General features: G+C 71.6%; 21 protein-coding genes. 11 read left to right on the top strand and 10 right to left on the bottom strand.

Annotated features, from left to right (window positions below):
• The first annotated feature begins 105 nt into the window (after nt 1-105).
• The 6 genes from E4P38_RS00245 to E4P38_RS00220 all read left to right on the top strand — a co-directional run bounded on the left by E4P38_RS00245 (nt 106) and on the right by E4P38_RS00220 (nt 8292).
• Nucleotides 106-1392 carry a bifunctional glycosyltransferase family 2/GtrA family protein gene (locus E4P38_RS00245; RefSeq protein ID WP_135129725.1) on the top strand — a complete coding sequence of 429 codons (1287 nt, stop codon included), beginning with the start codon at nt 106-108 and terminating at the stop codon, nt 1390-1392.
• Nucleotides 1389-3455 carry a glycosyltransferase family 39 protein gene (locus tag E4P38_RS00240; RefSeq protein WP_209308845.1) on the top strand — a complete coding sequence of 689 codons (2067 nt, stop codon included), beginning with the start codon at nt 1389-1391 and terminating at the stop codon, nt 3453-3455. Before E4P38_RS00245 ends, E4P38_RS00240 begins: the two co-directional genes overlap by 4 nt.
• A 169-nt stretch (nt 3456-3624) precedes the next feature.
• Nucleotides 3625-4221: a hypothetical protein gene (locus E4P38_RS00235; protein ID WP_135129724.1), complete on the top strand. Its 597-nt coding sequence runs from the start codon at nt 3625-3627 to the stop codon at nt 4219-4221.
• A gap of 2 nt (nt 4222-4223) precedes the next feature.
• Nucleotides 4224-4943, top strand: coding sequence for an ATP-binding cassette domain-containing protein (locus E4P38_RS00230; RefSeq protein ID WP_135129723.1), 720 nt, complete (start codon nt 4224-4226; stop codon nt 4941-4943).
• Nucleotides 4940-5623 carry an ABC transporter ATP-binding protein gene (locus E4P38_RS00225; RefSeq protein WP_135129722.1) on the top strand — a complete coding sequence of 228 codons (684 nt, stop codon included), beginning with the start codon at nt 4940-4942 and terminating at the stop codon, nt 5621-5623. Before E4P38_RS00230 ends, E4P38_RS00225 begins: the two co-directional genes overlap by 4 nt.
• Nucleotides 5620-8292, top strand: coding sequence for an FtsX-like permease family protein (locus E4P38_RS00220; protein WP_135129721.1), 2673 nt, complete (start codon nt 5620-5622; stop codon nt 8290-8292). Before E4P38_RS00225 ends, E4P38_RS00220 begins: the two co-directional genes overlap by 4 nt.
• Nucleotides 8293-8707: 415 nt before the next feature.
• Here the strand turns inward: E4P38_RS00220 and E4P38_RS00215 are convergent, their stop codons facing one another.
• From E4P38_RS00215 to E4P38_RS00185, 7 genes are all read right to left on the bottom strand, one after another.
• Nucleotides 8708-9640: a decaprenyl-phosphate phosphoribosyltransferase gene (locus E4P38_RS00215; protein WP_135129720.1), complete on the bottom strand. Its 933-nt coding sequence runs from the start codon at nt 9638-9640 to the stop codon at nt 8708-8710.
• Nucleotides 9641-9659: 19 nt separating this feature from the next.
• Nucleotides 9660-10835, bottom strand: coding sequence for a phosphodiester glycosidase family protein (locus tag E4P38_RS00210; RefSeq protein ID WP_135129719.1), 1176 nt, complete (start codon nt 10833-10835; stop codon nt 9660-9662).
• Nucleotides 10836-10966: 131 nt separating this feature from the next.
• Nucleotides 10967-11722, bottom strand: coding sequence for a decaprenylphospho-beta-D-erythro-pentofuranosid-2-ulose 2-reductase (locus tag E4P38_RS00205; RefSeq protein ID WP_135129718.1), 756 nt, complete (start codon nt 11720-11722; stop codon nt 10967-10969).
• Nucleotides 11716-13098, bottom strand: a complete 1383-nt coding sequence (locus tag E4P38_RS00200) for an FAD-binding oxidoreductase (RefSeq protein WP_135129717.1) — start codon at nt 13096-13098, stop codon at nt 11716-11718. The genes E4P38_RS00205 and E4P38_RS00200 overlap by 7 nt, the downstream gene beginning before the upstream one ends.
• Entirely contained in the window at nt 13095-13529 is a 435-nt protein-coding gene (locus E4P38_RS00195) for a response regulator transcription factor (RefSeq protein WP_135129716.1), read from the bottom strand. Before E4P38_RS00195 ends, E4P38_RS00200 begins: the two co-directional genes overlap by 4 nt.
• 170 nt (nt 13530-13699) lie before the next feature.
• Nucleotides 13700-15454: a phosphatidylglycerol lysyltransferase domain-containing protein gene (locus E4P38_RS00190; protein WP_135129715.1), complete on the bottom strand. Its 1755-nt coding sequence runs from the start codon at nt 15452-15454 to the stop codon at nt 13700-13702.
• A gap of 49 nt (nt 15455-15503) precedes the next feature.
• The gene (locus E4P38_RS00185; RefSeq protein WP_135129714.1) at nt 15504-16838 is read right to left on the bottom strand and encodes an alpha/beta hydrolase-fold protein; all 1335 of its coding nucleotides are present in this window, start codon (nt 16836-16838) and stop codon (nt 15504-15506) included.
• Nucleotides 16839-16959: 121 nt separating this feature from the next.
• Between E4P38_RS00185 and E4P38_RS00180 the strand changes: the two genes are divergently transcribed.
• The 3 genes from E4P38_RS00180 to E4P38_RS00170 all read left to right on the top strand — a co-directional run bounded on the left by E4P38_RS00180 (nt 16960) and on the right by E4P38_RS00170 (nt 19759).
• Nucleotides 16960-17637: a response regulator transcription factor gene (locus E4P38_RS00180; protein WP_135129713.1), complete on the top strand. Its 678-nt coding sequence runs from the start codon at nt 16960-16962 to the stop codon at nt 17635-17637.
• Nucleotides 17638-17707: 70 nt separating this feature from the next.
• The gene (locus tag E4P38_RS00175) at nt 17708-19060 is read left to right on the top strand and encodes an ATP-binding protein (protein ID WP_167760372.1); all 1353 of its coding nucleotides are present in this window, start codon (nt 17708-17710) and stop codon (nt 19058-19060) included.
• A 99-nt stretch (nt 19061-19159) separates the two neighbouring features.
• The gene (locus E4P38_RS00170; RefSeq protein WP_245160693.1) at nt 19160-19759 is read left to right on the top strand and encodes a VTT domain-containing protein; all 600 of its coding nucleotides are present in this window, start codon (nt 19160-19162) and stop codon (nt 19757-19759) included.
• A gap of 29 nt (nt 19760-19788) precedes the next feature.
• Here E4P38_RS00170 and E4P38_RS00165 read toward each other — a convergent pair whose 3' ends face one another.
• Together E4P38_RS00165 and E4P38_RS00160 are read right to left on the bottom strand one after the other, a co-directional pair.
• Nucleotides 19789-21084, bottom strand: coding sequence for a HAMP domain-containing sensor histidine kinase (locus E4P38_RS00165; protein ID WP_135129710.1), 1296 nt, complete (start codon nt 21082-21084; stop codon nt 19789-19791).
• Nucleotides 21085-21161: 77 nt separating this feature from the next.
• Nucleotides 21162-21851, bottom strand: coding sequence for a response regulator transcription factor (locus E4P38_RS00160; protein ID WP_209308844.1), 690 nt, complete (start codon nt 21849-21851; stop codon nt 21162-21164).
• Nucleotides 21852-21942: 91 nt separating this feature from the next.
• Between E4P38_RS00160 and E4P38_RS00155 the strand changes: the two genes are divergently transcribed.
• Together E4P38_RS00155 and E4P38_RS00150 are read left to right on the top strand one after the other, a co-directional pair.
• Nucleotides 21943-22776 carry a hypothetical protein gene (locus E4P38_RS00155; RefSeq protein ID WP_135129709.1) on the top strand — a complete coding sequence of 278 codons (834 nt, stop codon included), beginning with the start codon at nt 21943-21945 and terminating at the stop codon, nt 22774-22776.
• A gap of 191 nt (nt 22777-22967) precedes the next feature.
• On the top strand, nt 22968-23879 hold the full coding sequence (locus E4P38_RS00150) for a metallophosphoesterase (RefSeq protein WP_135129708.1): 912 nt from the start codon (nt 22968-22970) through the stop codon (nt 23877-23879).
• On the opposite strand, the gene E4P38_RS23685 is transcribed toward E4P38_RS00150, so the two are convergent.
• A complete protein-coding gene (locus E4P38_RS23685) occupies nt 23869-24000 on the bottom strand; it encodes a hypothetical protein (protein ID WP_280791030.1) in 132 nt (43 codons plus the stop codon). The two genes, E4P38_RS00150 and E4P38_RS23685, sit on opposite strands and share 11 nt — an antisense overlap.
• Between the last annotated feature and the right edge of the window lie 203 nt (nt 24001-24203).

Below are 24203 nucleotides of genomic sequence, written 5' to 3'. Positions count from 1 at the left end.
TGCTGAGCCCGCAGCCCGGGCGCCCGGCTCTCAGCAGCGCCTCAGCCGGCCCGGGCCACTGTCCGATCGACGGCTCCCCTCCGCGGAGCTGGATCGGAGACTTTCATGGACACCAGCCTGCTGACCGCGGACGCGTTCCCGGTGCTCGTCTCGCTGCCGCCACCGGTTCTCGACGTCGTCGTCCCCGTGCACAACGAGCAGGCCGGGCTGGAGGCGTCCCTGCGCCGTCTGCACGCCCATCTCACCGACTCGTTCCCGTACTCCTTCCGGATCACCGTTGCGGAGAACGCCAGCACCGACGGCACGGTCGAGGTCGCCCGCCGGATCGCCGCCGAGCTGCCCGGCATCGACGTTCTCGTGCTGCCCGAGCCGGGCCGGGGCCGGGCACTGCGGACGGCGTGGCTGGCGTCCGACGCCCCCGTCCTGGCCTACATGGACGTCGACCTGTCCACCGATCTCGCGGCCCTGCTCCCACTGGTCGCCCCGCTGATCAGCGGGCACTCCGACCTGTCGATCGGCAGCCGCCTGAGCAAGTCCTCCCGGGTGGTCCGCGGACCGAAACGGGAGCTGATCTCCCGCACCTACAACTTGCTGCTGCGGATCACGGGGACGACGACGCTGTCCGACGCACAGTGTGGCTTCAAGGCGATCCGCGCCGACGCCGCGGAGCGACTGCTACCGCTGGTCGAGGACGACGGGTGGTTCTTCGACACCGAACTGCTCTGGCTGGCCGAGCGCGTCGGGCTGCGCATTCACGAGGTGCCGGTCGACTGGGTCGATGACCCCGACAGCCGTGTGGACATCGTCGCCACCGCCCGGGCCGACCTGGCCGGCATCGTCCGACTCCGGCGGAGCCGGATCACCGGTCGGCGGCCGTTGGACGAGCTGCGGAACCGGATCGGACGCGGACCGCTGGCCGGCCCGGGCGGCGCGCCCTCGACCGCGTGGGGCCAGCTGGCCGCCTTCGGGGTCATCGGGGTGCTGTCGACGCTCGCCTACCTGCTGCTGTTCGTGCTGCTGCGGGGGATCGGCACGGCCCAGGAGGCCAACTTCGGGGCGCTGTTGATCACCGCATTCGGCAACACGGCCGCGAACCGGCGCCTGACGTTCGGAGTGCGCGGCAGGGCCGGGGCGGCCCGGGCCCAGCTGCAGGGCCTGCTCGTGTTCGCCGTGGGCCTGGCCGTGACGAGTGGCGCGCTCGTTCTCCTGCACAGCGTGGCCCCGGTGGCGCCGCGGCTGGTGGAGGTGGGGGTGCTGATCGCGGCCACCGCGATGGCGACCGTAGCCCGCTTCGTGCTCTTCCGTGGCTGGGTCTTCCGGTCCGAGCGACCGTCCGGCGACGCCTCCCGTCCGGCGGCGCTACGGTCCTCCACGACGGCGGTAGCGGCGTGACGCCGCTGGCCGCCCCGAGCACGACGAGCGGCGGGGACGCCGGCACGAGCCGGCCGAGCGCGGCGGAGTCGATGATCGCGGGACCTCTGCCGTTGCCGGGGACGGCGCCTGGCCCGGCCACCGGGCGGGGTCACCCCCTCGGCCTGGCGACAGCCGCGGGACGCCGCGTCGCACTCGGCGCGCTGATGACGGTGGCCGGACTGCTCTACTCGCTGGGGTTGTCGGGCAGTGGGTGGGCGAACGCCTACTACTCCGCAGCCGCGCAGGCGGGCGCGCTCAGCTGGCAGGCGTTCTTCTTCGGCGGACTGGACCCAGCCGGCGGCATCACCGTCGACAAGCCGCCGGCGGCGCTGTGGCTGACCAGTCTCTCCGTCCGGCTGTTCGGATTGTCCACACCGGCATTGCTGTTGCCGCAGGCGCTGTGCGGCGTCGCCGCGGTCGCGCTCCTCTACGGCACCGTGCGACGACAGGCCCTGAATCTGTCTGCCGGCCGAGGAGTCGAATCCAGAGCCGAAGCCCGTGCTGCGGCGACCGGTCTGATCGCCGGCGCCGTCCTGGCGCTGACGCCCGTGGTCACGCTCATGGCCCGCTACGACAACCCCGACGCGCTGATGGTGCTGCTCTCCGTGGCGGCGTCCTACGCGCTGGTCCGGTCCCTCGGCGCGACGCGAGGTGGCGGCGGGTGGCTGATGGCCTGCGGGGCCCTGCTCGGACTGGCCTTCCTGACCAAGCTGTTGCAGGCGTGGCTGATCGTGCCGGCATTCGTCGTGGTGGCCCTGGTGGCCGGGGCCGGCCCGGTCTGGCGACGGCTGGGGCGGGTGGCCGTCGCGGGAACGGCGATGGCCGCCGCCGCCGGCTGGTGGGTGCTCGCCGTCCAGCTGACTCCCGCCGGTTCCCGGCCGTGGATCGGCGGCACGCAGACCAACAGCGTCATCGACCTCGCGTTGGGCTACAACGGCCTGGGCCGCCTGACCGGGCAGGAGAGCGGTGGGGGAGCGGCCGACGTCGCGCGGCCCGGGTCGTGGGGACGGTTGTTCGGCTCGTGGGCGCCAGAGGCGGGTTGGCTGCTCCCCGCAGCACTCATCGCACTCGTCGCGGGATGGGTGCTGACCCGCGGCCGGGACCGCCGGGATGTGGCGCGGGCAGGGCTGCTTCTCTGGGGAAGCTGGCTGCTGGTCGCGGGCACGGTGCTGAGTTCGTTGCGGGGCATCTCGCACAGCTACTACGCGGTCCAGCTAGCCCCCGCCATCGCCGGCGCCGTGGCGCTCGGCGGCATGCTGCTCTGGGAGAAGTCGCGCGAGGACGACGGGGTACGGGCTCGGCGGGTGCTGGCAGCCACGGTCGCCCTCACCGCGCTGTGGTCGGTCGGTCTGCTGGCGAGCCGTCCGGGGTGGCCGCTGCTCGCCGCGCCGGTCGTCCTGGTCGCGGGGGCGGTAGCGGTCCGTGGCGTGTGGACGATCGGTGACCGGTCGCTCGCCGCCGGGGAGGCGCCGCAGCGTGAGCCGTCCGGTGCAGGGATCCAGCGACCGGTCCCCGGGAGGTTCCGCGGCCGCCGGGTCGTGAGTGCGGCTCTCCTCATCGCGGTGCTCGCCGGCCCCGCGGCGTGGTCGGCGGCCACCGCGCAGGCTGTGCACCGAGGGGCGAACGTCTACGCCGGGCCAGGCGTCACCTCGGTGCACACGCCGGCCGGCATGAGTCCGGGCGGAACCACCAACGTCCGGCTGCCGACCGCCCTGGCAGACCGCCTGCGTGCCGGCGCGCCGGGCTACGACTGGGCGGCCGCCGCCGTCGGCCGCCGGGCCGCGGACCTGCAGCTGGCCAGTGGCGCATCCGTGTGGGCGCTGGGCGGATTCGCCGGCCGGGACCCGCATCCCACGCTCAGCGACTTCCGCGCTGCTGTCGCCGCTTCACGCGTGCACTACCTCGTTCTGACCAGCCGCGGTTCCGCGCACGGCTCGCCGACCGAGCAGATCGCGTACTGGGCCCTCGGTGCCTACCCCTCGACCACGGTCGGCGGCTGGGTCCTGGTCGACCTGTCCGCTGCGTCTGCCGGCGGCCAGTAGCAGTAGCCGCGCTCCGCGGGAAGGTGCGGGGTCGACTCCGTCCGGGTCCCGGGCCTGCCGGCCCGGGCCCGGTTGACGCCGTACCGGGTCTTCTTCCGGGGCAGGCGGACGGGAGGAGACGGGAAGTTCGCTCAGCGCCCTCTCAGCGGCCCGGTGTCAACCTCAGCGCATGACACGGTCCCGAGCGCTGCTCCTCGTACCCGCCGCACTGGCGGCTCTCCTCGTCGCCGGCTGCGGTGGTGGGGCGCCGTCTCCAGGTCCGGCCGCCGGGAGCGCGGCGGCCTCGCCCAGCGAGCAGAGCCCGCTGGGCGACATCCCTGACAACCAGGTGTACGTCCCCTACAGCCCCGCCGACGGATCGTTCTCGGTGAAGGTGCCGGAGGGCTGGGCGCGTACCGACGCGACCAACGGCGTCTCGTTCACCGACAAGCTCAACACCGTCACCGTCCAGCAGCTCGACGGCCAGCCGGAGCCCAACCAGGACACGGTGCTCGGCGGTGTCCTGACCGACCTGGTCACCAACGGGAACAACGTGACCCTCGGGCCGGTCGAGACGCTGAGGCTGCCCGCCGGCAACGTCGTCCACGGCACCTACACCGCGGATTCCGCCGCCGACCCGGTCACCGGGAAGGTGACGAAGGACGACGTCGAGCTCTACGTGTTCTGGCGCAACGGCACCGAGGTGCTGCTGACCCTCAGCGGCCCCCAGGGTGCCGACGACGTGGACGCCTGGCGGATGGTCAGCACGTCGTTCGCGTGGCTCTGACCATGACGATGCAGACAGCCCATCCGGCGTCCGCCGTCCCGGCGGTGCAGGCACTCGACCTCTACCGGTTCTACCGCGCCGGCGATGAGGAGACGCTCGCGCTGCGCGGCATCTCCCTCACTGTCCACGGTGGCGAGGTCGTCGCAGTCACGGGTCCTTCCGGGTCGGGGAAATCAACAGTCCTGGCCCTGCTCGCCGGTCTGGACGAGCCGGACGGAGGGTCGGTCCGGCTCGCGGGTGAGCGCATCAGCCACCTTCCCGAGGCCCAGCGGACCCTGGTTCGCCGACGGCTGGTCGGCGTACTCCGGCAGTCGGGCAATCTGGTGGAGCACCTGGACGTCCGGACCAACGTCGCCCTGGTACAGAGCCTCCGGGGGCGGGGGACGACCCCGCGCCGGACGGTTCCGGACCTGCTGGAACTCGTCGGTCTCGGCCACCGCGCCCGAGCCATGCCAGGGACCCTTTCCGGCGGTGAGCTCGCCCGGGCGGGCCTTGCCGTGGCACTCGCGGGAGATCCCGCGGTGCTGATCGCCGACGAGCCGACCGGCGAGCTGGACCTGGCCACCGAGCATCGCGTGCTGGACCTGATCCGGCTCGTTGCCGCCGAGGGGGCCGCGGTGGTCGTGGCCAGTCACAGCGCGGAGGTCGCCGCCGGCGCCGACCGTGTCCTCCGCCTGACCGACGGCCGGTGGGTCGCGGCCGAAGTGGCGGTGGCGGCATGACCGGGGTCGAGACTCTCGTGGACTGCCGCGGTCTGACCCGGTTGTTCGGCAAGGGAGAGGCGGAGGTCGCCGCGGTCCGCGACGTCAACGGCCAGGTGCGTCACGGGCAGCGCATCGCGGTGACCGGCGAGTCCGGTTCCGGGAAGTCGACCCTGCTGCACCTGATGGCCGGGCTGGACACCCCGACCTCCGGCACGGTGACCTGGCCGGGGCTGACGATGCGGGCCGGTCGGCCGCTGGGGATCGGGGTCGTGTTCCAGGCACCGAGCCTGCTCCCGGCCCTGGACGTGACCGACAATGTGGCGCTGCCGCTGCTGCTGGCCGACGTCCCGCGCAGCGAGGCGCGGCTCCGCGCGGAACAGGCGCTGGACCGCCTGGGGCTGACGGGACTGGCCAGCTCGACGCCCGAGGAGCTCTCCGGTGGGCAGGCGCAGCGGGTGGCCATCGCCCGGGTGCTGGCCGCCGAGCCCGCCCTCGTCATCGCCGACGAGCCCACGGGCCAGCTGGACCGGCGCACCGCGACGCACGTCCTCGACGTTCTCCTGGCCACCGTCGGGTCACTGGGGGCGGCACTGGTGGTCAGCACCCATGATCCCGAGGTCGCCGACCGTCTCGACGTCCGCTGGGCCATGGCTGACGGGCGACGACGAGAGCCGGCGCCCCAGGTCGGAGCACGATGATCATCCGATGGTTGTCCGGGCTCCTGCGGCACCGGGCCGGCCGCATGGCCGCTGTGGCGACGGGGGTGGTCACGGCGGTCGCACTGCTGGCCGCGATCGGGGCCTTCCTCGTCTCGAGCAAGGCGACGATGACCGACCGTGCGATCGCCCGGGTAGCCGTCGACTGGCAGGTACAGGTGGCTGCCGGGGCCGACCCCGCCCAGGTCGCCTCCACCGTTGCGGCTCAGCCCGGTACGAGGGTCACCGACGTCGTCGGGTTCGCCTCCCTTCCCGGCCTGGCGGCCACGACCGCGGCGCCCGGCGCGCCCGCGACCACGCAGACCACCGGTGCCGCGCAGGTGCTGGGCCTGCCGCCGAACTACCTCGCGGACTTCCCCGGCCAGCTGCGCACCCTCGCCGGCAGCGATACCGGCGTGCTGGTGGCGCAGCAGACCGCGGCGAACCTCCACGTCGGGGTCGGTGACGTCGTCTCCGTCGTGCGCCCGGGGCTGCCCGATGCGACTGTCACCGTGGAGGGCGTCGTCGACCTTCCCCAGGCGGACACCCTCTTCCAGACCGTCGGCGCGCCGGCCGGTGCCCAGCCCACCGCCCCGCCGGACAACGTGCTGCTGCTGCCCCAACCCCTGTGGCGGCAGCTCTTCGACCCCCTCGCGGCCGGCCGGCCGGACCTGATCAGCAGCCAGGTGCACGTCGGACGCGATGCCCCCCTTCCCGCCGACCCCGCCGCCGCCTACGTCACCGAGGGCGGTGGCGCCCGCAACACCGAACTCACGCTGACCGGCGCCGGAATCGTCGGGGACAACCTCGCGGCCACCCTCGGCGCCGCCCGGGAAGACGCGCTCTACGCGCAGATCCTCTTCCTCTTCCTCGGGCTGCCGGGGGCAGTACTCGCCGGACTGCTGACCACCTCGGTTGCCGGCGCCGGACGCCAGCGCCGGCAGCGGGAACAGGCACTGCTCCGCACCCGCGGGGCGACCCACCGGCAGGCGCTGGCTCTCGCGGCCGCCGAGGCGACCATCATCGGAGTCGTCGGGGTGCTGGCCGGACTGGGCCTGGCCGCGCTCCTCGGCCGCCTCGCCTTCGGTTCGCCCGCATTCGGTAGCACCCCGTCCGCGGCAGCCGGATGGGCCGCGGTCGCAGCGGCCGCCGGATTCGCGGTGGCCCTGGCCACCATCCTGCTGCCCGCCGAGCGTGCCTGGCGGGCCGGCCGGGTCGTCGACGCGGGAGCCCTGCCCCCACCGAAGCGGCCGCTGTGGGCGCGCCTGGGCCTGGACCTTCTCGCCCTCGCCGGCGCCGCAGCAGTCATCAGCGCGACCAGCAGGGTCGGATACGCGCTCGTGCTGGCACCGGAGGGCGTGGCCACCATCTCGGTGGACTACTGGGCGTTCCTGGGCCCCGCGCTGCTGTGGGCCGGCGGAGGCCTGCTGTGCTGGCGGCTGGCGGACCTGCTGCTCGGCCGCGGGCAGCGCCTCCTGACCGCGGCCCTGCGGCCGGTGGCCGGACCACTGGCCGGCATCGTCGCCGCCGGCCTCGGCCGTTCCCGGGCACTGGTGACGCGGGCCGCGGTGGTCCTCGCCCTGGCCGTGGCCTTCGCCGTCTCCACGGCCGTCTTCAACGCCACCTACCAGCAGCAGGCGCTCGTCGACGCGCGGCTCACCAACGGGTCGGACGTGGCGGTGACCGAGGCTCCGGGTGCCCGCGTGCCGCCGTCGGGGGCCGACGCTCTGGCGGCCGTACCCGGGGTTCGCGCCGTCGAGCCGCTGCAACACCGGTTCGCCTACGTCGGCGCCGACCTGCAGGACCTCTACGGGGTTCGGCCGGACACCGTGGCCGCGGCCACCTCGCTGCAGGACAGCTGGTTCACCGGGGGCACCGCCGACCAGATGATGGCCGCGCTCGCCGCCACCCCTGACGGGATACTGGTCTCCGCCGAGACGGTGACCGACTACCAGCTCTCCCTCGGCGACGCCGTGCAACTGCGCGTGCAGACCGCAGCCGGTGGCGCACCGGTCACCGCGCCGTTCCACTACGTAGGTGTCGCCAACGAGTTCCCCACCGCGCCCAAAGACAGCTTCCTGGTGGCCAACGCCGACTACCTGACGAAGGTGACCGCCGACGACACCGTCGGCGCCTTCCTCGTCGACACCGGGGGGCAGGACACCCCCGCGGTGACCGCAGCCCTGCGCCAGGCGGCTGGTCCGGCCGCGACGGTCACGCCACTGTCGGCCGCCGTGGCAACCATCGGATCCAGTCTCGCCTCCATCGACCTGCATGGGCTGACCCTGCTGGAGCTGGGCTTCGCCTTCGCCTTCGGCGCGGCCGCGGGCGGCCTGGTGCTCGCCCTCGGCATGGCCGAACGACGCCGCAACTTTGCCGTCCTCCGGGCGTTGGGCGCCCGACCCCGTCAGGCCGCGGCATTCGTCGTCGGCGAGGCGGCGACGGTGGTCGTCCTGGGCCTCGTTCTTGGTGCGGCCCTCGGTGCGGCACTCGCCCGTGTCCTGGTCGCTGTCCTGTCGGGCGTGTTCGACCCGCCGCCCAGCTCGTTGGCCGTGCCCTGGACGTACCTGGCCGTACTCGCTGCGGCGGTGGTCGCCAGCATCGCGGTCGCCTGTGGCGTCGCTCTGTGGTGGGCGCGCCGGGCACCCGTGAGCCTCCTCCGGGAGGGCTGACCGCAGGGCGCGATCCCTCTGTCGCGCAGCCGGCGGGGCTACCCGGACGCCGGTGATCGGTCCCCGCGTAGAACGACCTCGGGACGGTTACCGGCATGAGCCGAGCGCGCCTGGCGCCGCGGCTGGATGACCCAACCGAGGGTCCTCGGGCTGCGGCCAGCAAGCTCCGCGCCTAGGGTCACGACGAGCTGGTGGTGATGTGAGCTGGCGAGGAGCGACCGTCACTGTGGTGCTGATCGTGGAGGTCTACCCCGATAGGAAACGGCGGCGGCCTACGACAGGTGGCGGCGTGGGCCGGATCCGCGGTGGTCGCGGACAGGCACTGCTACAGCCGCGAGTTCGAGACCTTGCCGCCGTGCGACCGGGCTGGCGCTCGAGGGCCCGCCCGCAGACCCCCGCCGTCCCGGCACCGGCCTCAGGCCAGGTAGAGAGCGCCGCCGACCAGCGCGGCCCAGAGAATGCCGGCGACGAGCAGGAACCGGTCGGAGAACACGACGTCCTCCGGCGCCTCCCCGTCGCCTCGAGCGACGAGCAGGCTGTAGCGCAGCATGACGGCCAGGAAGGGCACGACCGACAGCGCCAGCACGGGTAGGGCGACGTCCCGGCCGACGTACTGCAGCGCCCAGGAGGCGTAGGCCAGGACCGTGCCGGTCAGGGACACGGTGAGGATCTGCTGCAGCCAGGCGGATGGGTATCCGTCCAGCACCGGCCGGGTCGTGCCACGGGCAAGGGAGTTCCGCGCCTCGGCCGAGCGTTTCGCCGTCACCAGGAACAGTGATCCGAACAGGGCCACGAGCAGGAACCAGTTCGACAGCGGGACGCCCGCCGCGGTCCCACCGGCGACAGCGCGCAGCACGAAACCGGAGGCGACGGCGAGCAGCTCGACTACCGGCTGGTCTTTGAGCCACAGGCTGTAGCCCATCGTCAGGGCGAGGTAGAGCACCACGACACCGACCATCGCCGGACCGAGCGGCAGCGCTACCACCGCTGCGAGGACGGCGAGGCCCAAGCCGATCCCGTAGGAAGTCCGCACCCCCAGCCGTCCCGCGGCGACCGGCCGCCGGCGCTTGACGGGGTGCAGTCGGTCCGCTTCGACGTCCCGGGCGTCGTTGATGAAGTAGGTGCTCGCCGACGCCAGCACGAACACCCCCGCCGCCCAGACGGCGGCCGCGGCCGCGGCCGGCTGCAGGAGGACGCCGGCGGCCGCCGGTGCCGCGAAGACCAGGATGTTCTTCGGCCACTGCCGGGGCCGGGCCGTCGCGAGGACCGCGGCGCCGAAGCCGGCGCCCGCATGACGCGCCCGAACAGCCATCGGCGGGGTGGACGGGGGTCTCTCGGTGGCGGTCACGGTCGCTCCCGTCAGGCGCTCAGCGCAGGGTCAGGTAGAAGAAGTCACGCTGGTCAGGACTCAGGTAGCGGTCGGCGGGGACGGGGATGTCCGGCAGCAGCTTCGTGGGCGTGAGGGAACCGGCGGGACCGGGTTGCCACGACGCGAAATCGACCATGCGGGAGTGGATGTCCAGCTCCATACCGCGCTGGATGCCCGCCTGGACCATGGCGTCGGCCAGAGTGCGCAAGGTCAGCCCGTTCCCCGCGACGTAGAGCAGATTCCCTTGGGCGTCCGTCCCGAGTCCCGACCGCCAGGTGAACTGGAGCTGGTTGTGCGAGCTGCCCCAGCGTCCGTTGCCGTTGTCCGCCAGCCCGGGAACCGGCTTCCCCTGGTCGATCACGAGACCGAGGTTCTGCCGGACGGCTCGTACGTGCGGGCCCATCGTGACGTCGCGGCCCCACTGCCCGACGGTCACCCGTCCCTGGTCGTCGATGACGACCGATGCTTCCCCGTTCCTCAGCGGGGAAGCGGTACGCCCGTCGAGGTAGAAGCCGCCGTCGATGTCGCGGAACTTCCAGCCCGAGTTGAAGGTGGCCACGAGGGACGGGACGTCGGCCGCCGGCACGCGAGCTCCGTCGGCCCAGCCCGACCCGCCCGGCTGCTGGAGGCCGGCGACGAGGTGGGCGGTGGTGTCCCCGGTCCGGATCCAGGAGACGCCCGCGACCACGCTGGGATGTGAGGGGTCGGGGCGGACGAAGGTGGTGTAGATCGCCGGTGCGCCTGACGGGTCGGTGCGACCGGGCACCCAGCGGCCCTCCCCGGGAAGCGGCGGGGAGCCGGCGAGGGGAGCGAGCCCAGTCGGTGCCGTGGCACCCGGCAGCTGCTTCGCGCCGCCCGCCGGAAGCTGCGGAATGGAGCCGGGGGTCGGGCTGCCGGTGGAGGGCGCCTGACGGCTGTACCACCAGTTCTCGATCGTGTTGACCAGCGGCGCCCCGCCATGGTCGCGGACCCACTCCACCGACTGCACCTGCCAGCCGCCCCCGCCGGGAGCGGCGAGCGCCTGCGTGTAGGAGGTCGCAGGAAAGAGCATCAGCAGGATGAGCGCCACCATCACCAACCGGCGGACAGATCTGCGCGGGCGGCGCCGCCCACCGGGAGATCCGCTGCCCGGTTCGGTCGGTGGTGGCGCGGGCGGCGACAACAGGGTGGTCATCAGGCTGTCCTCCGATCCGGGGGCCTCCGCAGCGTCCACCGGCTGGGCTGTCCGCGAGCCCCTCATGGCGCACATGCTGGTCCCGGCCGGCCAAGAGGACGCTGAGAGGATGAGCGTCCGCAGGGGGACGCTCACAGTCCGACGCGACGGAACACCGGGCCGGGCATCGTCCGGACGAGAAGCATCAGCGGCCGCGCCGCCCGCGGGACCCACACGGTGCCGTTGCCGGTCGGTACCGCTGCGACGACCGCGTCGGCGACGTCCTGGGGCGTGACGGCCAGAGGTGCCGGCTTCAGCCCGCGGGTCATCCGGGAGTGGACGAAGCCCGGCCGGACCACCAGAACCCGGACCCCACTCCCGCGCAGCTGGTCGCGGAGACCCGTGTAGAAGGCGTCGAGCCCGGCCTTGCTCGACCCGTACACGAAGTTGGCTCGCCGAGGCCGGATGGCCGCCAACGAGGAGAGCGCGACGATGACGCCGTGTCCCTGCTCGCGCATCTGCCGGGCGAGCAGCAGGCCGACGGCGACCGCCGCGGTGTAGTTGATGGTGCATGTCTCCACGGCCAGCACCGGATCGTTCTCGAGATCGGACTGCCGGGGCAGGCGGCCCTGTGCGACGACCGCGACATCGATCTCCGTGCGGGCGAGGAGGGACCTGAGATCCTCGAGTGCCCGGGGGATGTCGGTGGCGTCGAAGTCCACCACCTCGACGCTCGCCCCCAGGCCGGTGAGCACGTTGGCGGCGGCGGAGCGGCGACTGCTCGGACGGGCGGCGAGGACGACATGCAGCGGCCGCCGACGCGCCATCGTGGCGGCGATGCTCGCAGCGATCTCTGACGTACCGCCGACCAGCAGCAGGGTGTCCGGATGCCCCAGCGAGTTCAGCATTGCCGGTCACCGCCGTGCCGCCCGCTGAGATCCAGCCGGCGATCCAGGTCTGAGGTCAGCACGCCGGACGGGTCCAGGGCGTTCCGCAGTCGTCGCCACTCGTCCAGCCGTGGATACATCGCCGGCACCATGCAGCTCCGGAGTCGTGAGTCCTTGACCAGGTACACCCGGCCGCCCGCGGCCAGCACGAGGTCGTCGAGGCGATCCAGCACCGACGCCGCGGCCGTCGCGGCCGCCGTCGGCAGGTCCAGCGCCAGGGTCCACCCCGGCGACGGGAAGGACAGCGGCCCCGGCGCGGCATCACCCAGCCGCTTGAGGACGGCGAGCGTCGGCCAGCAGCGGGCGGCCGACAGGGCCACGAGTGCGGCCTCCAGCACCTGCTCCTGCCCGTCGGGTACCGAGAACTGGTACTGGATCAGCCCACGCCGGCCGTAGGCGGCCGTCCAGTCGAGGGTGGCATCGAGCGGATGCAGGGCGGCCGTGATCCCCTTGAGCCGCACCCCCCTCGCCCGCCGTGCCGCGGCGAATCGGGCCGCGTTCGCCGCCCGCATGACCGGCGTCCGGATCAGGCGAGGGCCCGCCGGCAACGGCGCCGACGGGCCAGCGGACCGGAACGCCAACGGACGTCCGATCAGGGATGCTGGCAGTTCGTCCGCGGTCAGGTGGACAGCAGTAGAGACGACGCCACGGCCGGTGGCGGCCCCGGTGGCAAGGCCGTCAAGCCACGCCACGACATACTCGTGCGACGGCTCGCACGCCCGCATGGTGGCGAGCACGTCGTCGAGGTCTGCGCACGTGTGCTCTTCGGTGGCCAGCCAGCTGGTGCTGATGCGTGCCAGCCGAAGTTGCGTGGCCAGCACGACACCGGTCAGCCCCAGACCCCCGGCTGTCGCCCAGAAGACATCGGATTCCCGGTCCGGCCCGATCTGCAGCACACCCGCGCCCGGGGTGAGCAGCCGGGCGCCGACCACGTGCTGAGCGAGCGACCCCCTGCGGGGGTGATTCTTTCCGTGGACGTCGGCAGCCAGCGCACCCCCGATCGTGACGCGCCCGGTGCCGGGCACGACCGGCAGCAGCCAGCCCCGGGGGACGGTGAACGCGCACAGGTCGGCCACGGAGAGGCCGGCGTCCACATCGACCACTCCCGCCCGGTCGTCCCACGCCCGGATGCGGTGGTTCCCGTGCGTGGTTGCGATCGTGCCGCCGCTGTTGAGTGCGGCGTCGGAGTAGCCGGCTCCGGCCCCACGCACCGTGACTCCGCGCGGGCCTGGATGGTCGAGCAGACGTAGCCAGTGCTCCTCGTCGCTGGGCTGGACCAGTGCGGACCGCGACGACATCGATCGGGCGAACGTGGTGATCGTGCTCGTCCCGGTCATCGGGTACTCCCATGTGGTCGGAACGCGGACCCGCCCCGGCCGGTAGGCCAGGCCGTTTCACCTGCGTTCACCGCTCTGATCGCCTGGACGATGTCGGCTCCGGAGCTGCCCTTGGGCAGGAAGCCCATCGCTCCGGCGTCGCGTGCTCTACGTAAGACGTCGCAGCGGACGTCAGCGCTCAGCATCAGGACCGCAACACCGCGGCCTTGCCGCATCACGAGGTGCGTGGCCTCCGGCCCGGAGATGCCGGGCATGTTCACGTCCATCAGGACGACGTGCGGGCACAGCGTCGCGGTCAGATCGACGGCCTCTCGTCCGTCGGCTGCTTCCCCGACGACAACGATGCCTTCGGCGTCGCTCAGCAGGTCGACGACGGATGAACGCACCATCGGATGGTCGTCGACGACGAGAACTCGGATGGTTGCGGCCATGGTGACCTCCCTGGCGACCGGTGTCGGTCTCCACATGCTCAGTCGTGACCGCTGAGCGAACGCTGAGTGCCGACGCCTGGAGGACGCGCGGCCTCTGGCTCTCCTCGGCGGCCCGTGGTCACGGCGGGCTCGAACCGCGGGTGCCCGCTACGACCCTGACCGCGCCGGCGTCACGCCGCTGTCGTGGGTGCCGGTCGGGCGGCGGCGGACGGGTGAGTCAGGAGTTCGCGGACGGCACCCGGCGGGAGGAAGGCGTGCAGGGCCGCCATTGCGATCCTGGGCAGATCGGCCGCCTTGGGGTAGGCGAGGTACATCGGTTCCCAGCGCGGTGCGAACTTGTCCTTGAAGCGGAACAGCCCCTTGGCGGCGTACACGGAGCCGCCGTGTTCGTAGAGCCAGCCGAGCAGCCGCTGAACACGGTCGGTGCGTTCGGTCGTGGCAGCCAGTGGAACCCCGCCGAGGCTGGCGGTGCGTCGCCCCCGGCGCGCGAAATCGGCCACCGAGTCCACGATGAGGCACTCCATGACACCGGGTGGGCATGTTTCGCCGCGGCGCATCAGGTCCAGGACGGCCGCGTCACCGCCCTCGTAGGGAAGCCAGGTCACGAATCCCACGACTCGCTCTTCGGTCGTCCCCTCGGAGGTCACCGCGGCATAGACCTCCTGGTCGTCAAGCCGGTCGAGGTCGAACCGGCCGAGCGTGAACCCGAGCTCGGGGCCGCCCTTGCCCGCGAGCCAGGCGGCGGAGATGGCGCTGAGCTGATCGTCGCGGCGTGACGTCCGGGTCTCCTCGTCGTAGCGGATGACCGTCACGCCGTCCTTGCGCGCCCGCGTCACCGTATGGCGGACATTCGCCAGACGCTTGCCGCCGGTGCTGAACTCGGCGACGTCCAGGAACGCCTCCTCACCGATCTTGAGCGACGAGAAACCAGCGGCGGTGGCGAGCGCGCGCTGAGCCTCATCGAGAGCGAGCAGGGCCGGGGTCCAGCCGGCGGTCTCGCAGGCGGAGACGAACTCGGTGAGGGCCTCTGCTTCCAGCCCGTCCGGCGCGACCGGTAGGCCGAGGCTGATCGAGGTCCCGTTGCGCACCGCCGTCCCAGCGAGCGCTCGCCCGTCACACAGCGACAACCGGCCGTTGTCCGGAAGCGCGATCAAGGGGGCTGCCGACGATCGTCCGTACCGTCGGGCGAGCTCGACGGCCACGGTGGTGTCGGCGTCCTGCTGCGGGGCCCGGCGACGCACCGCCCACAGCAGCGCCAGGACGACGACGATCAGACCGATCCGCAGCGACCAGACATACGCCTCGACGAGGGCCTGTTCCACGTCGATCCCGCCGGGGGCGCCGATCCCGGTGCGCGCGATCTGCGCGAGTCGGGACCAGAAGGTCTCGGCTCGTAAGGCATCGATGCGGATGTAGGCGGTCAGTGCGTACGCCAGCAGTGCGATCCATAGGCCCAGGGGCACGAACAGTCGACGCGCGTTGCGACCTTCCTGGAATCTCAGGCGGAAGGCTGACCGGGTGACGGCGAGAGCCAGCACCGACAGCGTCGCGAGGGCGGTGACGAGCCCCAGCCGCTCCCGCAGCAGCTCTACGAGCAGGACCCCGGCACTGGCCAGCATCGCGGCCGTCCATGCGCCCCGGGAGCCTCTGGCCAGCTGGCGGCTGATGATGAGCAGCAGGACTCCGAGCTCGAGCAGCAGTGCACGGCCGGTCAGGAGTCGAGCCGCAGTCGACGGTGCGGAGACCTCAGTGAGCTCGAGCAGCGCGCGCGGCGCTAAGCCCCCGAGCACGGCGAGCACGCCGGTGATGGCGACCACTGCGGCGGGGATCAGGCGACGGCGAGCGCGCGACAGGCGCACCGACAGCGCGCCCGAGATCGCCGGTGGCTCCGCGCTCGTCGGGTCGCCCGCGTCAACAACCGTCACAACCTTCTCCTGGTCCGAACACAGCGCAGCCGCCGGCTCCGGTTGCCTGTCACCGAGCCACCAGCCCTTCGCGGACGGCGACAAAGGGCACCAGTCTCCGAAGCGCTTCGGCCCAGACCTGCCATGAGTGCCCGCCCGGCAGCTCCAGGTACCGGATGTCCATCCCTGCCGCGGAGAGTGCGTCGCGAACCCGGCGTCCGTCCGGGCCGTACCGCGAGTCGTCCACGCCGACGACCACCGCCCCGGCGATCGCCGCCGTCGGAAGCCGACCCGAGGCCAGGACTTCCAGCGGATTCACCTGCCGATACGCGGCCTGATCGCCACGGAAGAAGTCGGCCACCGTTTGCCGTTCGGAGCCGATGGTCGGGGCCGCTGGGCCGGACAGGTCCAGGAACGTCGGGTAGACGGACGGCGCATTGACGGCCAACTGCAGGGCGCAGGTGCCGCCCGCGGACACGCCACCGATCGCCCAGTGCGCGGGGTCGGCGTCGACTTGCAGGCTGCTCCTGATCCAGGAGGGCACATCGACCGTCAGGTACGTGAACGCATGGCCTCGCGCCGAGTCCACACACAGAGTCTGCGCGAGTTGGCTGCCGAGCGAATCGGGGACGACGACCACCGGAGCGAGCCCGGAGTGCGCAGCGGCGAAAGCGTCCATCGTCGCCACGAGACGGCCGCCGTCCAACCAGTCGCGAGGAGTTCCCGGTTGACCGGCGACCAGGACGAGCACCGGAAGGACCGCCCGGGGTGAGCTCAGGTAGGCGGGAGGGAAGTACACCCAGGCCGGGCGGGCAGCGAAGCGCGACACCGTGCCGGGAATGGGTACCTCGGTGACAGCTCCCGTGGTGGGCATGTCCGCCGGGGGTGCCCACGCGTCGGTGAAGGGAACGCCCGGCTGCGCTGTCACCACCCGCGATGCAGGCGGGGCAACGTGGGCGAAGGGCACCTGCTGCGGAGGTGTCATTCCCAACGCCGAATGCAGTGTCGGGTAGGCGTAGTACAGCTGGTTCACCTGCGCCACGGCGGTGATCAGCACGATGCCCACGGCGACGAAAGGCAGCACACGGGAGGCGATCCCCCATGGGCGAGGGGCCGATCGGACGCGTAGCACGGCCAGAGTCACCGATAGGACGCTCAGCCCGGTCCACAGCAGCGTGACGAGGGGAAGGGGATCCGGGAACGGACGCCACAAGACGTCGACGACCAGCGCTGCCAAGGCGGCGGACAGCACGCCTCCCAGGACTGCCAGTGGAACCGCACGCGTCCACCAGCGACGGTCCCGCCGAGCTGTCAGGGCGATCAGCGAGGCCAGCCCGGCGGCGAGGACCACCACCGGCACGGCTCCGCTGACGAGCGACACCTCCAACATGGCCGCCCCCTTCATGTGGCACGACGCCAGGCTGGAGTCTGGTTCCTGTGAGCCGGCTGAGCACCAGGAGCCGGACGCCTCTCAGCCGAGACTCAGGAACGGCTGGGCACACTCGTTCGGACGGAGGGTGTGTGCAATGAGGGTGCTGCTGGTTGAAGACGAGGTCCGGCTGGCCGAGAACGTCCGTAGGGGACTGGCGGCCGAGGGGTTCGTCGTCGATGTCGTGCACGACGGGACCGAGGGTCTGTTCAACGCGGAGATCAACACCTACGACGTCGTCGTCCTGGACATCATGCTGCCCGGACTCAACGGCTACGAGGTGTGCCGGCGGATGCGCGCGGCTGGCATCTGGACGCCGGTGTTGATGTTGACGGCCAAGGACGGCGAGTACGACCAGGTAGACGCCTTCGACCTCGGTGCCGACGACTATCTGACCAAGCCGTTCTCCTTCCTTGTTCTCGTCGCGCGGCTTCGGTCGCTGGTCCGCCGAGGCGCTCCGGCGCGCCCGGCGGTCCTCGCCGCGGGCGACCTGACTCTGGACCCGTCGACCCGCACGGTGCGCAGGGGGGAGGAGGAGGTAGTGCTGACGCCGCGGGAGTTCGGGCTGCTGCACTTCCTCCTGCGCCATCGCGGTGATGTGGTGTCCAAGACCGACATCCTCGAGTCGGTGTGGGACGCCAACTACGAGGGCGACGACAATGTCGTCGAGGTCTACGTCGGCTACCTGCGGCGCAAGATCGACCAGCCGTACGGGAGGCACGCCATCGAGACAGTCCGCGGCGTGGGGTACCGGCTGGCGGCCGGGGGTGGCTGAGGCCGCCCTCCGCACGCGGGAACCACCGACCCGCCGACGGGCGGTCCTCGATCGGCTCGGCGGTGTACGGGTGCGCGCGGCCCTCGCGGCGACGATCGTCGTCGCACTCATCCTGGCCATCTCCGCCGTTGCCTTCGTCGTGCTGCAGCGTCGCCAGCTCGAGGCGACGTTGAGCGACGTCGCCGCGCAGCAGGCCGCAGCCGTGGCCGCCGACGTGGCGCGCAACGGAGCCGCGTCGGCCGACGTCACACCTGCCGGGCGCAGTGAGCGGGCGCTGGTCCAGGTACTGACCCGTGACGGCGACGTGGTGGTGTCGAGCCCCAGCATCGCGGGGGAGCCGCCCATGGTCGGCGACCGCCCGGCGCCGGGACAGATCGTCGTGCTGCGCGCCGGCACGCTCCCGGTCGAGGAGGAGGCCTTCGCGGTTGTCGTGCGTGGCGTCGAAGGCCCGGATGGCGAGGCGGTGGTCATCAGCGCCCAGAGCCTGGAGACCGCCCAGCGGGCCACCGAGGTGCTGATCCGCCTCCTGGCACTGGGCTATCCGATCCTGCTGTTGCTCGTTGCCGGGACGTCGTACTGGCTCACGGGGCGTGCGCTTGCACCGGTCGAGGCCATGCGCCGGCGGGTAGCTGGCATCACGGCCACTGACCTGACCGCGCGGGTACCGGTGCCCCCCTCGCTAGACGAGGTCGCGCAGCTGGCGACCACGATGAACGCCATGCTCGACCGGCTCGGCGACGCCGCCGACGCACAACGCCGATTCGTTGCCGACGCCTCGCACGAGCTGCGGAGTCCACTGGCCACTATCCGGGCGGCGCATGAGATCGCGGTGGTGCACCCCGAGGTCACAGACTGGGCGGTCGTCCACGCCGACGTGCTGGCCGAGGTACAACGCCTGGAGCGACTGGTGGACGACCTGCTCTTCCTGGCGCGTTCGGACGAGCACGGCCCGAGGTCCACGCCTGAGGACGTGGACCTGGACGATCTGCTGTCCGCCGAGGCAGGCCGGCTCCGGCGTACGACCGGCTTGCGCATAGTCGTGCAGGAGACGCCGGTGCGGGTGGTCGGTGACCGCCACCAGCTCGCCCGGGCACTACGCAACCTCACCGACAACGCCGCCAGGCACGCGACCGATCGGGTCGAGCTCCGGGTCAGCCGGCAGGGCGCTGAGGCCGTCATCGACGTCATCGACGACGGGCCTGGCATTCCCGCCCCCGTTCGGGAGCGCGTCTTCGAGCGCTTCGTCCGACTCGACCCCAGCCGTCAGCGCGGGGCCGGCGGCACGGGCCTCGGTCTGGCGATCGCGCGCGAGATCGCTCGTGCGCACGGCGGAGAGCTGTCGGTGGTAGATCACGACGGAGGCGCCCACCTGCAGCTGAGCATTCCCCTGTCCGACCCGGATCGTCCACATCCCACGGTCTGATCGGCCGCATCGGGCCGGGCACCCGACGCCGCTGCCCATCGGTGACGGCTGTCAAGACACTCAGGTTGCTCTCAGCTGACGCTCCCTATGGTGCGGACTGTGAGCGGCCTTCTCGATCCCACGCATCTGATCAACACGTTCGGGCTGGCCGGAATGATGGCCATCCTGTTCGCAGAGTGCGGACTGCTGCTGGGCTTCTTCCTGCCCGGCGACTCCCTGCTGTTCGCCGGCGGCCTGCTGGTAGCCGGCGGGCTGGTGGCCCCGCTCTGGGTGTTGCTGCTGGTTCTTCCGATCGCCGCTGTTGCCGGCAATCTGATGGGCTGGTGGATCGGCCGCACCGCGGGTCCGGCGGTGTTCGACCGGCCCGACTCGCGATTCTTCAAGGCCCGGCACGTGGATCGCGCCAGCGCCTTCTTCGAGCGCAACGGTGCCCGCGCCATCGTCCTCGCCCGCTTCGTGCCCGTGGTCCGGACCTTCGCGACCGTGATGGCCGGCGCCGCACGGATGGACTTCCGCCGATTCGCTCTCTACTCCGTGATCGGGGGTATCGCGTGGACCGCCGGTGTCACGATGCTCGGCTTCTGGCTCGGCCATGTACCGCTGGTCCGCAACCACGTGGAGTTGTTCATCGTCGGAGTCGTCGTCCTGTCACTCGTGCCCATCGCGATTGAGGGCCTACGCAGCCGTCGGGCCGCCTGACCGCACGCTGCCAGGTGGTGCCGGGCGGGTCATGCCGCCGGCAGGACCAGCTCGACGTGACCGCCGTGGGTGGAAGGTTTCGCCTCCACACGGCCGCCGATGGCCAGGACCAGCCTTCGAACCAGGGCCAGGCCGAGTCCCGCCCCGTCGTGGCCGTCGGCAGCGTCCCCCCGGAAGCCCGGGTCGAACGCTCGGGCTGCTACGTCCGGGGTCATCCCCGGGCCGTCATCGGTCACCACCACCGCCACTCGACCCCCCCGGTTGCTGGCGGAGAGCCGCACTTCTGCGCTGGCGTACCGGACGGCGTTCTCGACGATGGGGGACAACACCCGAAGAAGGACATCCGCCTCTACCCCGGCCACCAGGTCTTCCGGAACGGCGACGTCCATCACGACGTCCCGCTTGTCCCCGTCCGGACGAGCGGTTTGCCCGTCTCGGGCGGTTGCCAGGGACCTGAGGACCGGCGCGACGAACGATCTGCCCGGAGGCACGATGCTGCCGCTGCGTGCCGTCGACATCAGCGTGTCGAGCGTCGACCGCATACCGGCAGCTGCCCGGTCAATGGCGGCGTGGGCGGCCCGGAGTTCCGTCACGCTGCGCGGGCGCGCTGACAGCAGGTCCACCTCCGCCTGAATCTGCGCCAACGGGGTTCGCAGTTCATGGGACAGCTCTTCGGCGAAGCGGCGTTCGTGCCGGAGCACTGCGGACAAGCGGTCCAGCAACTGGTCTAGCGTGCCGGCCAGCTCGGCCAGCTCTGCGGGGCGAGGCTGAACCCCGAACCTGCGCTCGACATCGTCGGCGCTCCACCGTCCGGCCTGGGCGCTCATCTGCTGCACCGGGCGCAGCGCGCGGGTGACGTTGGCCCGCAGCACCAGATGGACCATCGTGATGAGCAGCACGGCCGCACCGATGCTGCCGATGACCGCCAGCCGTTCAACCTGCTGGTACGGCGCCAGTGACGTGCTCGTGACCACAACCGCGACCCGCTCGCCGCCGTCTACGACGGGTAGGGCGAGTAGCCGGACCGGATTCACGCCACCCAGCTCCCCGGTTCCTTCGCCCCCTAGCGCGAGGCGCGCAGCAGCGTCCTCCAGCGCGGGGGTGCCTCCCGGTGGGCGCTCGACGACGGAGCCCCGTGCGTCGAAAATCCATGTGCCGACGTCCAGGGCCTGATCGTCGCGGACATCGAGCACGGTCACCGTCCCGTCGGCGGCAACCTGCACTGTGGACGCAGCCGCTTCGGCTCGGGCCCGGAGAACGCCGCCGGCCTCCCCGGCCAGCACCGCGGCCAGCAGGACGTTGGCGCCCAGGGCCAGCAGCAGCACCCAGACAGCGACCACCGCGCTTGCAGACCAGGACAGTCGGCTGCGCAAGCTCGAAGTGGCTGCTACCGAGTGCTCAGTCACGTGAACGTGTATCCGACGCCGTGAACGGTCGTGATGGACCGGCCCGCTTCCCCGGCGGCGTCCAACTTGCGGCGTAAACGGGCGAGGTACTGGTCCAGGGTGTTGTCCGCGACCTGGGCGCCGTGCGGCCAACCGGCCGCCAGGAGGGAGTGGCGTCGCACGACCTGGCCCGGTGAGGCCATCAACGTGGCCAGGACCCGGTACTCGGTGGGAGTGAGCCGCTGGGAGCCGGCGGGACCCAATAGGGCGTGGCCACCGGGATCCAAGATCAGCGTGCTGGCCTCCGCAGCGCGTGGGGGTGTGGCCCGCCGGAGTGCGACCGTCAGTCGGGCGATGAGTTCGTTGAGGTGAAACGGCTTGGCCAGGTAGTCGTCGGCTCCGGCGGCGAACCCGGAGAGGACGTCGTGCAGCTGATCCCGCGCGGTGAGGAACAGCACCGGCGTCGAGAGCCCTCTCGCACGCATGGCCTGGCACACGTCCCGACCGTCGGAGTCGGGCAGGCCGATGTCGAGTACGACGGCATCGAATGCGGCGGCCGGCCCCGGTCCGGCCGCCCGCAAGGCGCTGGCGCCGTCTCGGGCCGTCGCCACCGTCCACCCGTGTTCTCGCAGTCCCCGGGCGAGCAGGTCTCGCAGCGCCGCGTCGTCCTCGACGACGAGGATCCGGGCCGATTCTGCGATCACCACGGCGCCATGATGACCGCTCGGACAAGAGCCCGGGCGTCAGCGCTGAAAACCGTTCAGGCCGTGTGCAGGATCGCCGGGTCACCCTCCGGGCATGGACACCACACGATCTCGCCCGGCGATCGGGCGCACCCTGTTGAACAAGGTTCCCGAGGTCACCGTCTTCTTCTGGGTGATCAAGATCCTCGCCACGACGGTCGGCGAGACTGCCGCGGACTACCTGAACGCCACGCTGGGCCTCGGCTTGACCGGTACCACACTGGTGGTCGGTGTCCTGTTCCTGGCAGTGCTGGCCGCACAGTTCCGCGCCCGCCGGTATGTCCCGCCCCTCTACTGGTCCACTGTCGTGCTGATCAGCGTGGTCGGCACGCTGATCACCGACAACCTCACCGACAACCTCGGTGTGCCGCTCGAGGTCTCGACCGCTCTGTTCACCGTTGCTCTGGCCGTCACTTTCGCCGTCTGGTTCGCAAAGGAGCGGACGCTGTCCATCCACAGCATCGTCACCCGGCGCCGGGAGGGTTTCTACTGGACGGCGATCCTGTTCACCTTCGCCCTGGGCACCGCGGCTGGGGACCTCGTCGCCGAACGGCTCGGTGTCGGATACTGGCTGTCCGCCGTGCTCTTCGCGGCGCTGATCGCTGCAGTCGCGGTGAGTCACCTGGTCTTCAAGGCCAATGCGATTCTGACGTTCTGGATCGCCTATGTGCTCACCCGGCCGTTGGGCGCCTCGCTGGGTGACGGCTTCTCCCAGCCCCGCGCGGACGGGGGACTGGGTCTCGGGACCACCGTGACCAGCTTGATCTTCCTCGGGACGATTCTCGTCCTGGTTGCGTACCTCGCCGTCACCCGACGGGATCAGACGCCCCCCGAGCTGGTCGCTGCCGCCTCGAAGGGTTCGGCGGTCCCGGGCCGGCTCGGTACGTGAGCTGAGGGCGCGGTTCGACATCGCTCCTGGCCCAGGTAGGGCACCGCCCGGCCGGCCCCTCCGGCCGGGCGGTACGTCGGCCTCACCGGCACGGTCGAGGACGGCGGCTTCCTAGCAGGCGAGGTTCGACGCGCTACACGGACGCCGTCGAATTCAGCGTCCTCTCAGGAAGCGGCGAGCATTCTCAGCGGATGTCACGCTGGCGATGGGCGGCACTCGTCTGTTCTGTCGTCGTCGCAGGGCTCGTCGCGTATCTGATGGTGTCACCGCCCGCGTTCCTGTCCTCGGTCATAACAGGAGACGTCGCTTCGCCGGTCGCGGGCGAGGCTGTTCCGCCGATCGAAGGAAAGCCCGTTATCAGGGTTGCCATCACGGGGGACACCGGAACCGGCAGCGGCGCGGAACAGGCCACTGCCGAGCGCATGGACATAGAGGGGGAGAGCCGCCCATATGACGCGCTGCTTCTGCTCGGCGACCTCGTCTACGAGGAGGGAGACGCGGCTCTCGTCGACCGCGTGGTGACCCAGCCGTTCGCGCCCCTCGTCGAGGGCGGAGCCCAATTGCTCCCGGTGCTCGGTAACCACGACTACCGCAGCGGTGAGCAGGAAGCCATCCTGGACGCGCTCGGACGTGACAATCCCTGGTACGTGGAACGAGTCGGCTCGGTTCGCGTCGTGGTCCTGGACTCCAATCGCCTGCGGGACGCCGCCCAGACCCGATGGCTCAGAGCCACGCTCGTCGAGCCGCAGCCACCCGGTTCCTGGACGATCGTGGGGATGCACCATCCTGCCTATTCCGCCGGTCATCACGGCTCGGACATGGAGGTGCGGCGGACATGGGGGCCGTTGTTCGCAGCGGCACAGGTGCCGCTGGTGCTCGCGGGGCACGACCACGACTACGAGCGGACCACCCCGCAGGACGGCGTCACCTATGTGGTCTCCGGAGCTGGGGCGAAGACCCGCACCGTCGGTCACGAGGACTTCACGGCGGTCAGCAGTTCGACGCTGCATTTCTTGGACCTGCTCGTCTACGACGACCGCATCGAGGGGCGGGCGATCGATCAATCAGGTCAGCTCGTTGACAGCTTCCGGATCAGCAGGTGACCTCCGGTTCCCGGGTCATGGAGACGTCGGCGTGGCTGAGCTGGTCGGCCGCCGGGCATGAAGTGAGGCGCGCGTGGTCCATCGGCTTGGCGGCCGTCTCGCGGAGGATCAGGAACGTCACCCAGTCGAAGTCCGCGTTCGGGAAGGCCTGACAGGTCGGCCTGCGTATTCGACCGTCAGCAGCTCGACGCTGCACGCCCCCCGCGACTCCAGGTTGCTGAGCGGCGGGTCACGGTTGGGGACGTGATCGGCATGTGTGATGCCTGCTTCGGGCGCAAGCCCCTGTACGGCGAATCACCGTGCGGACGGGAAAGAAGCCGGTAG

It is taken from the genome of Blastococcus sp. CT_GayMR16, from assembly GCF_004570875.1.
Taxonomy (GTDB): domain Bacteria; phylum Actinomycetota; class Actinomycetes; order Mycobacteriales; family Geodermatophilaceae; genus Blastococcus_B.
This window is presented reverse-complemented; position numbering and strand designations above follow the sequence as displayed.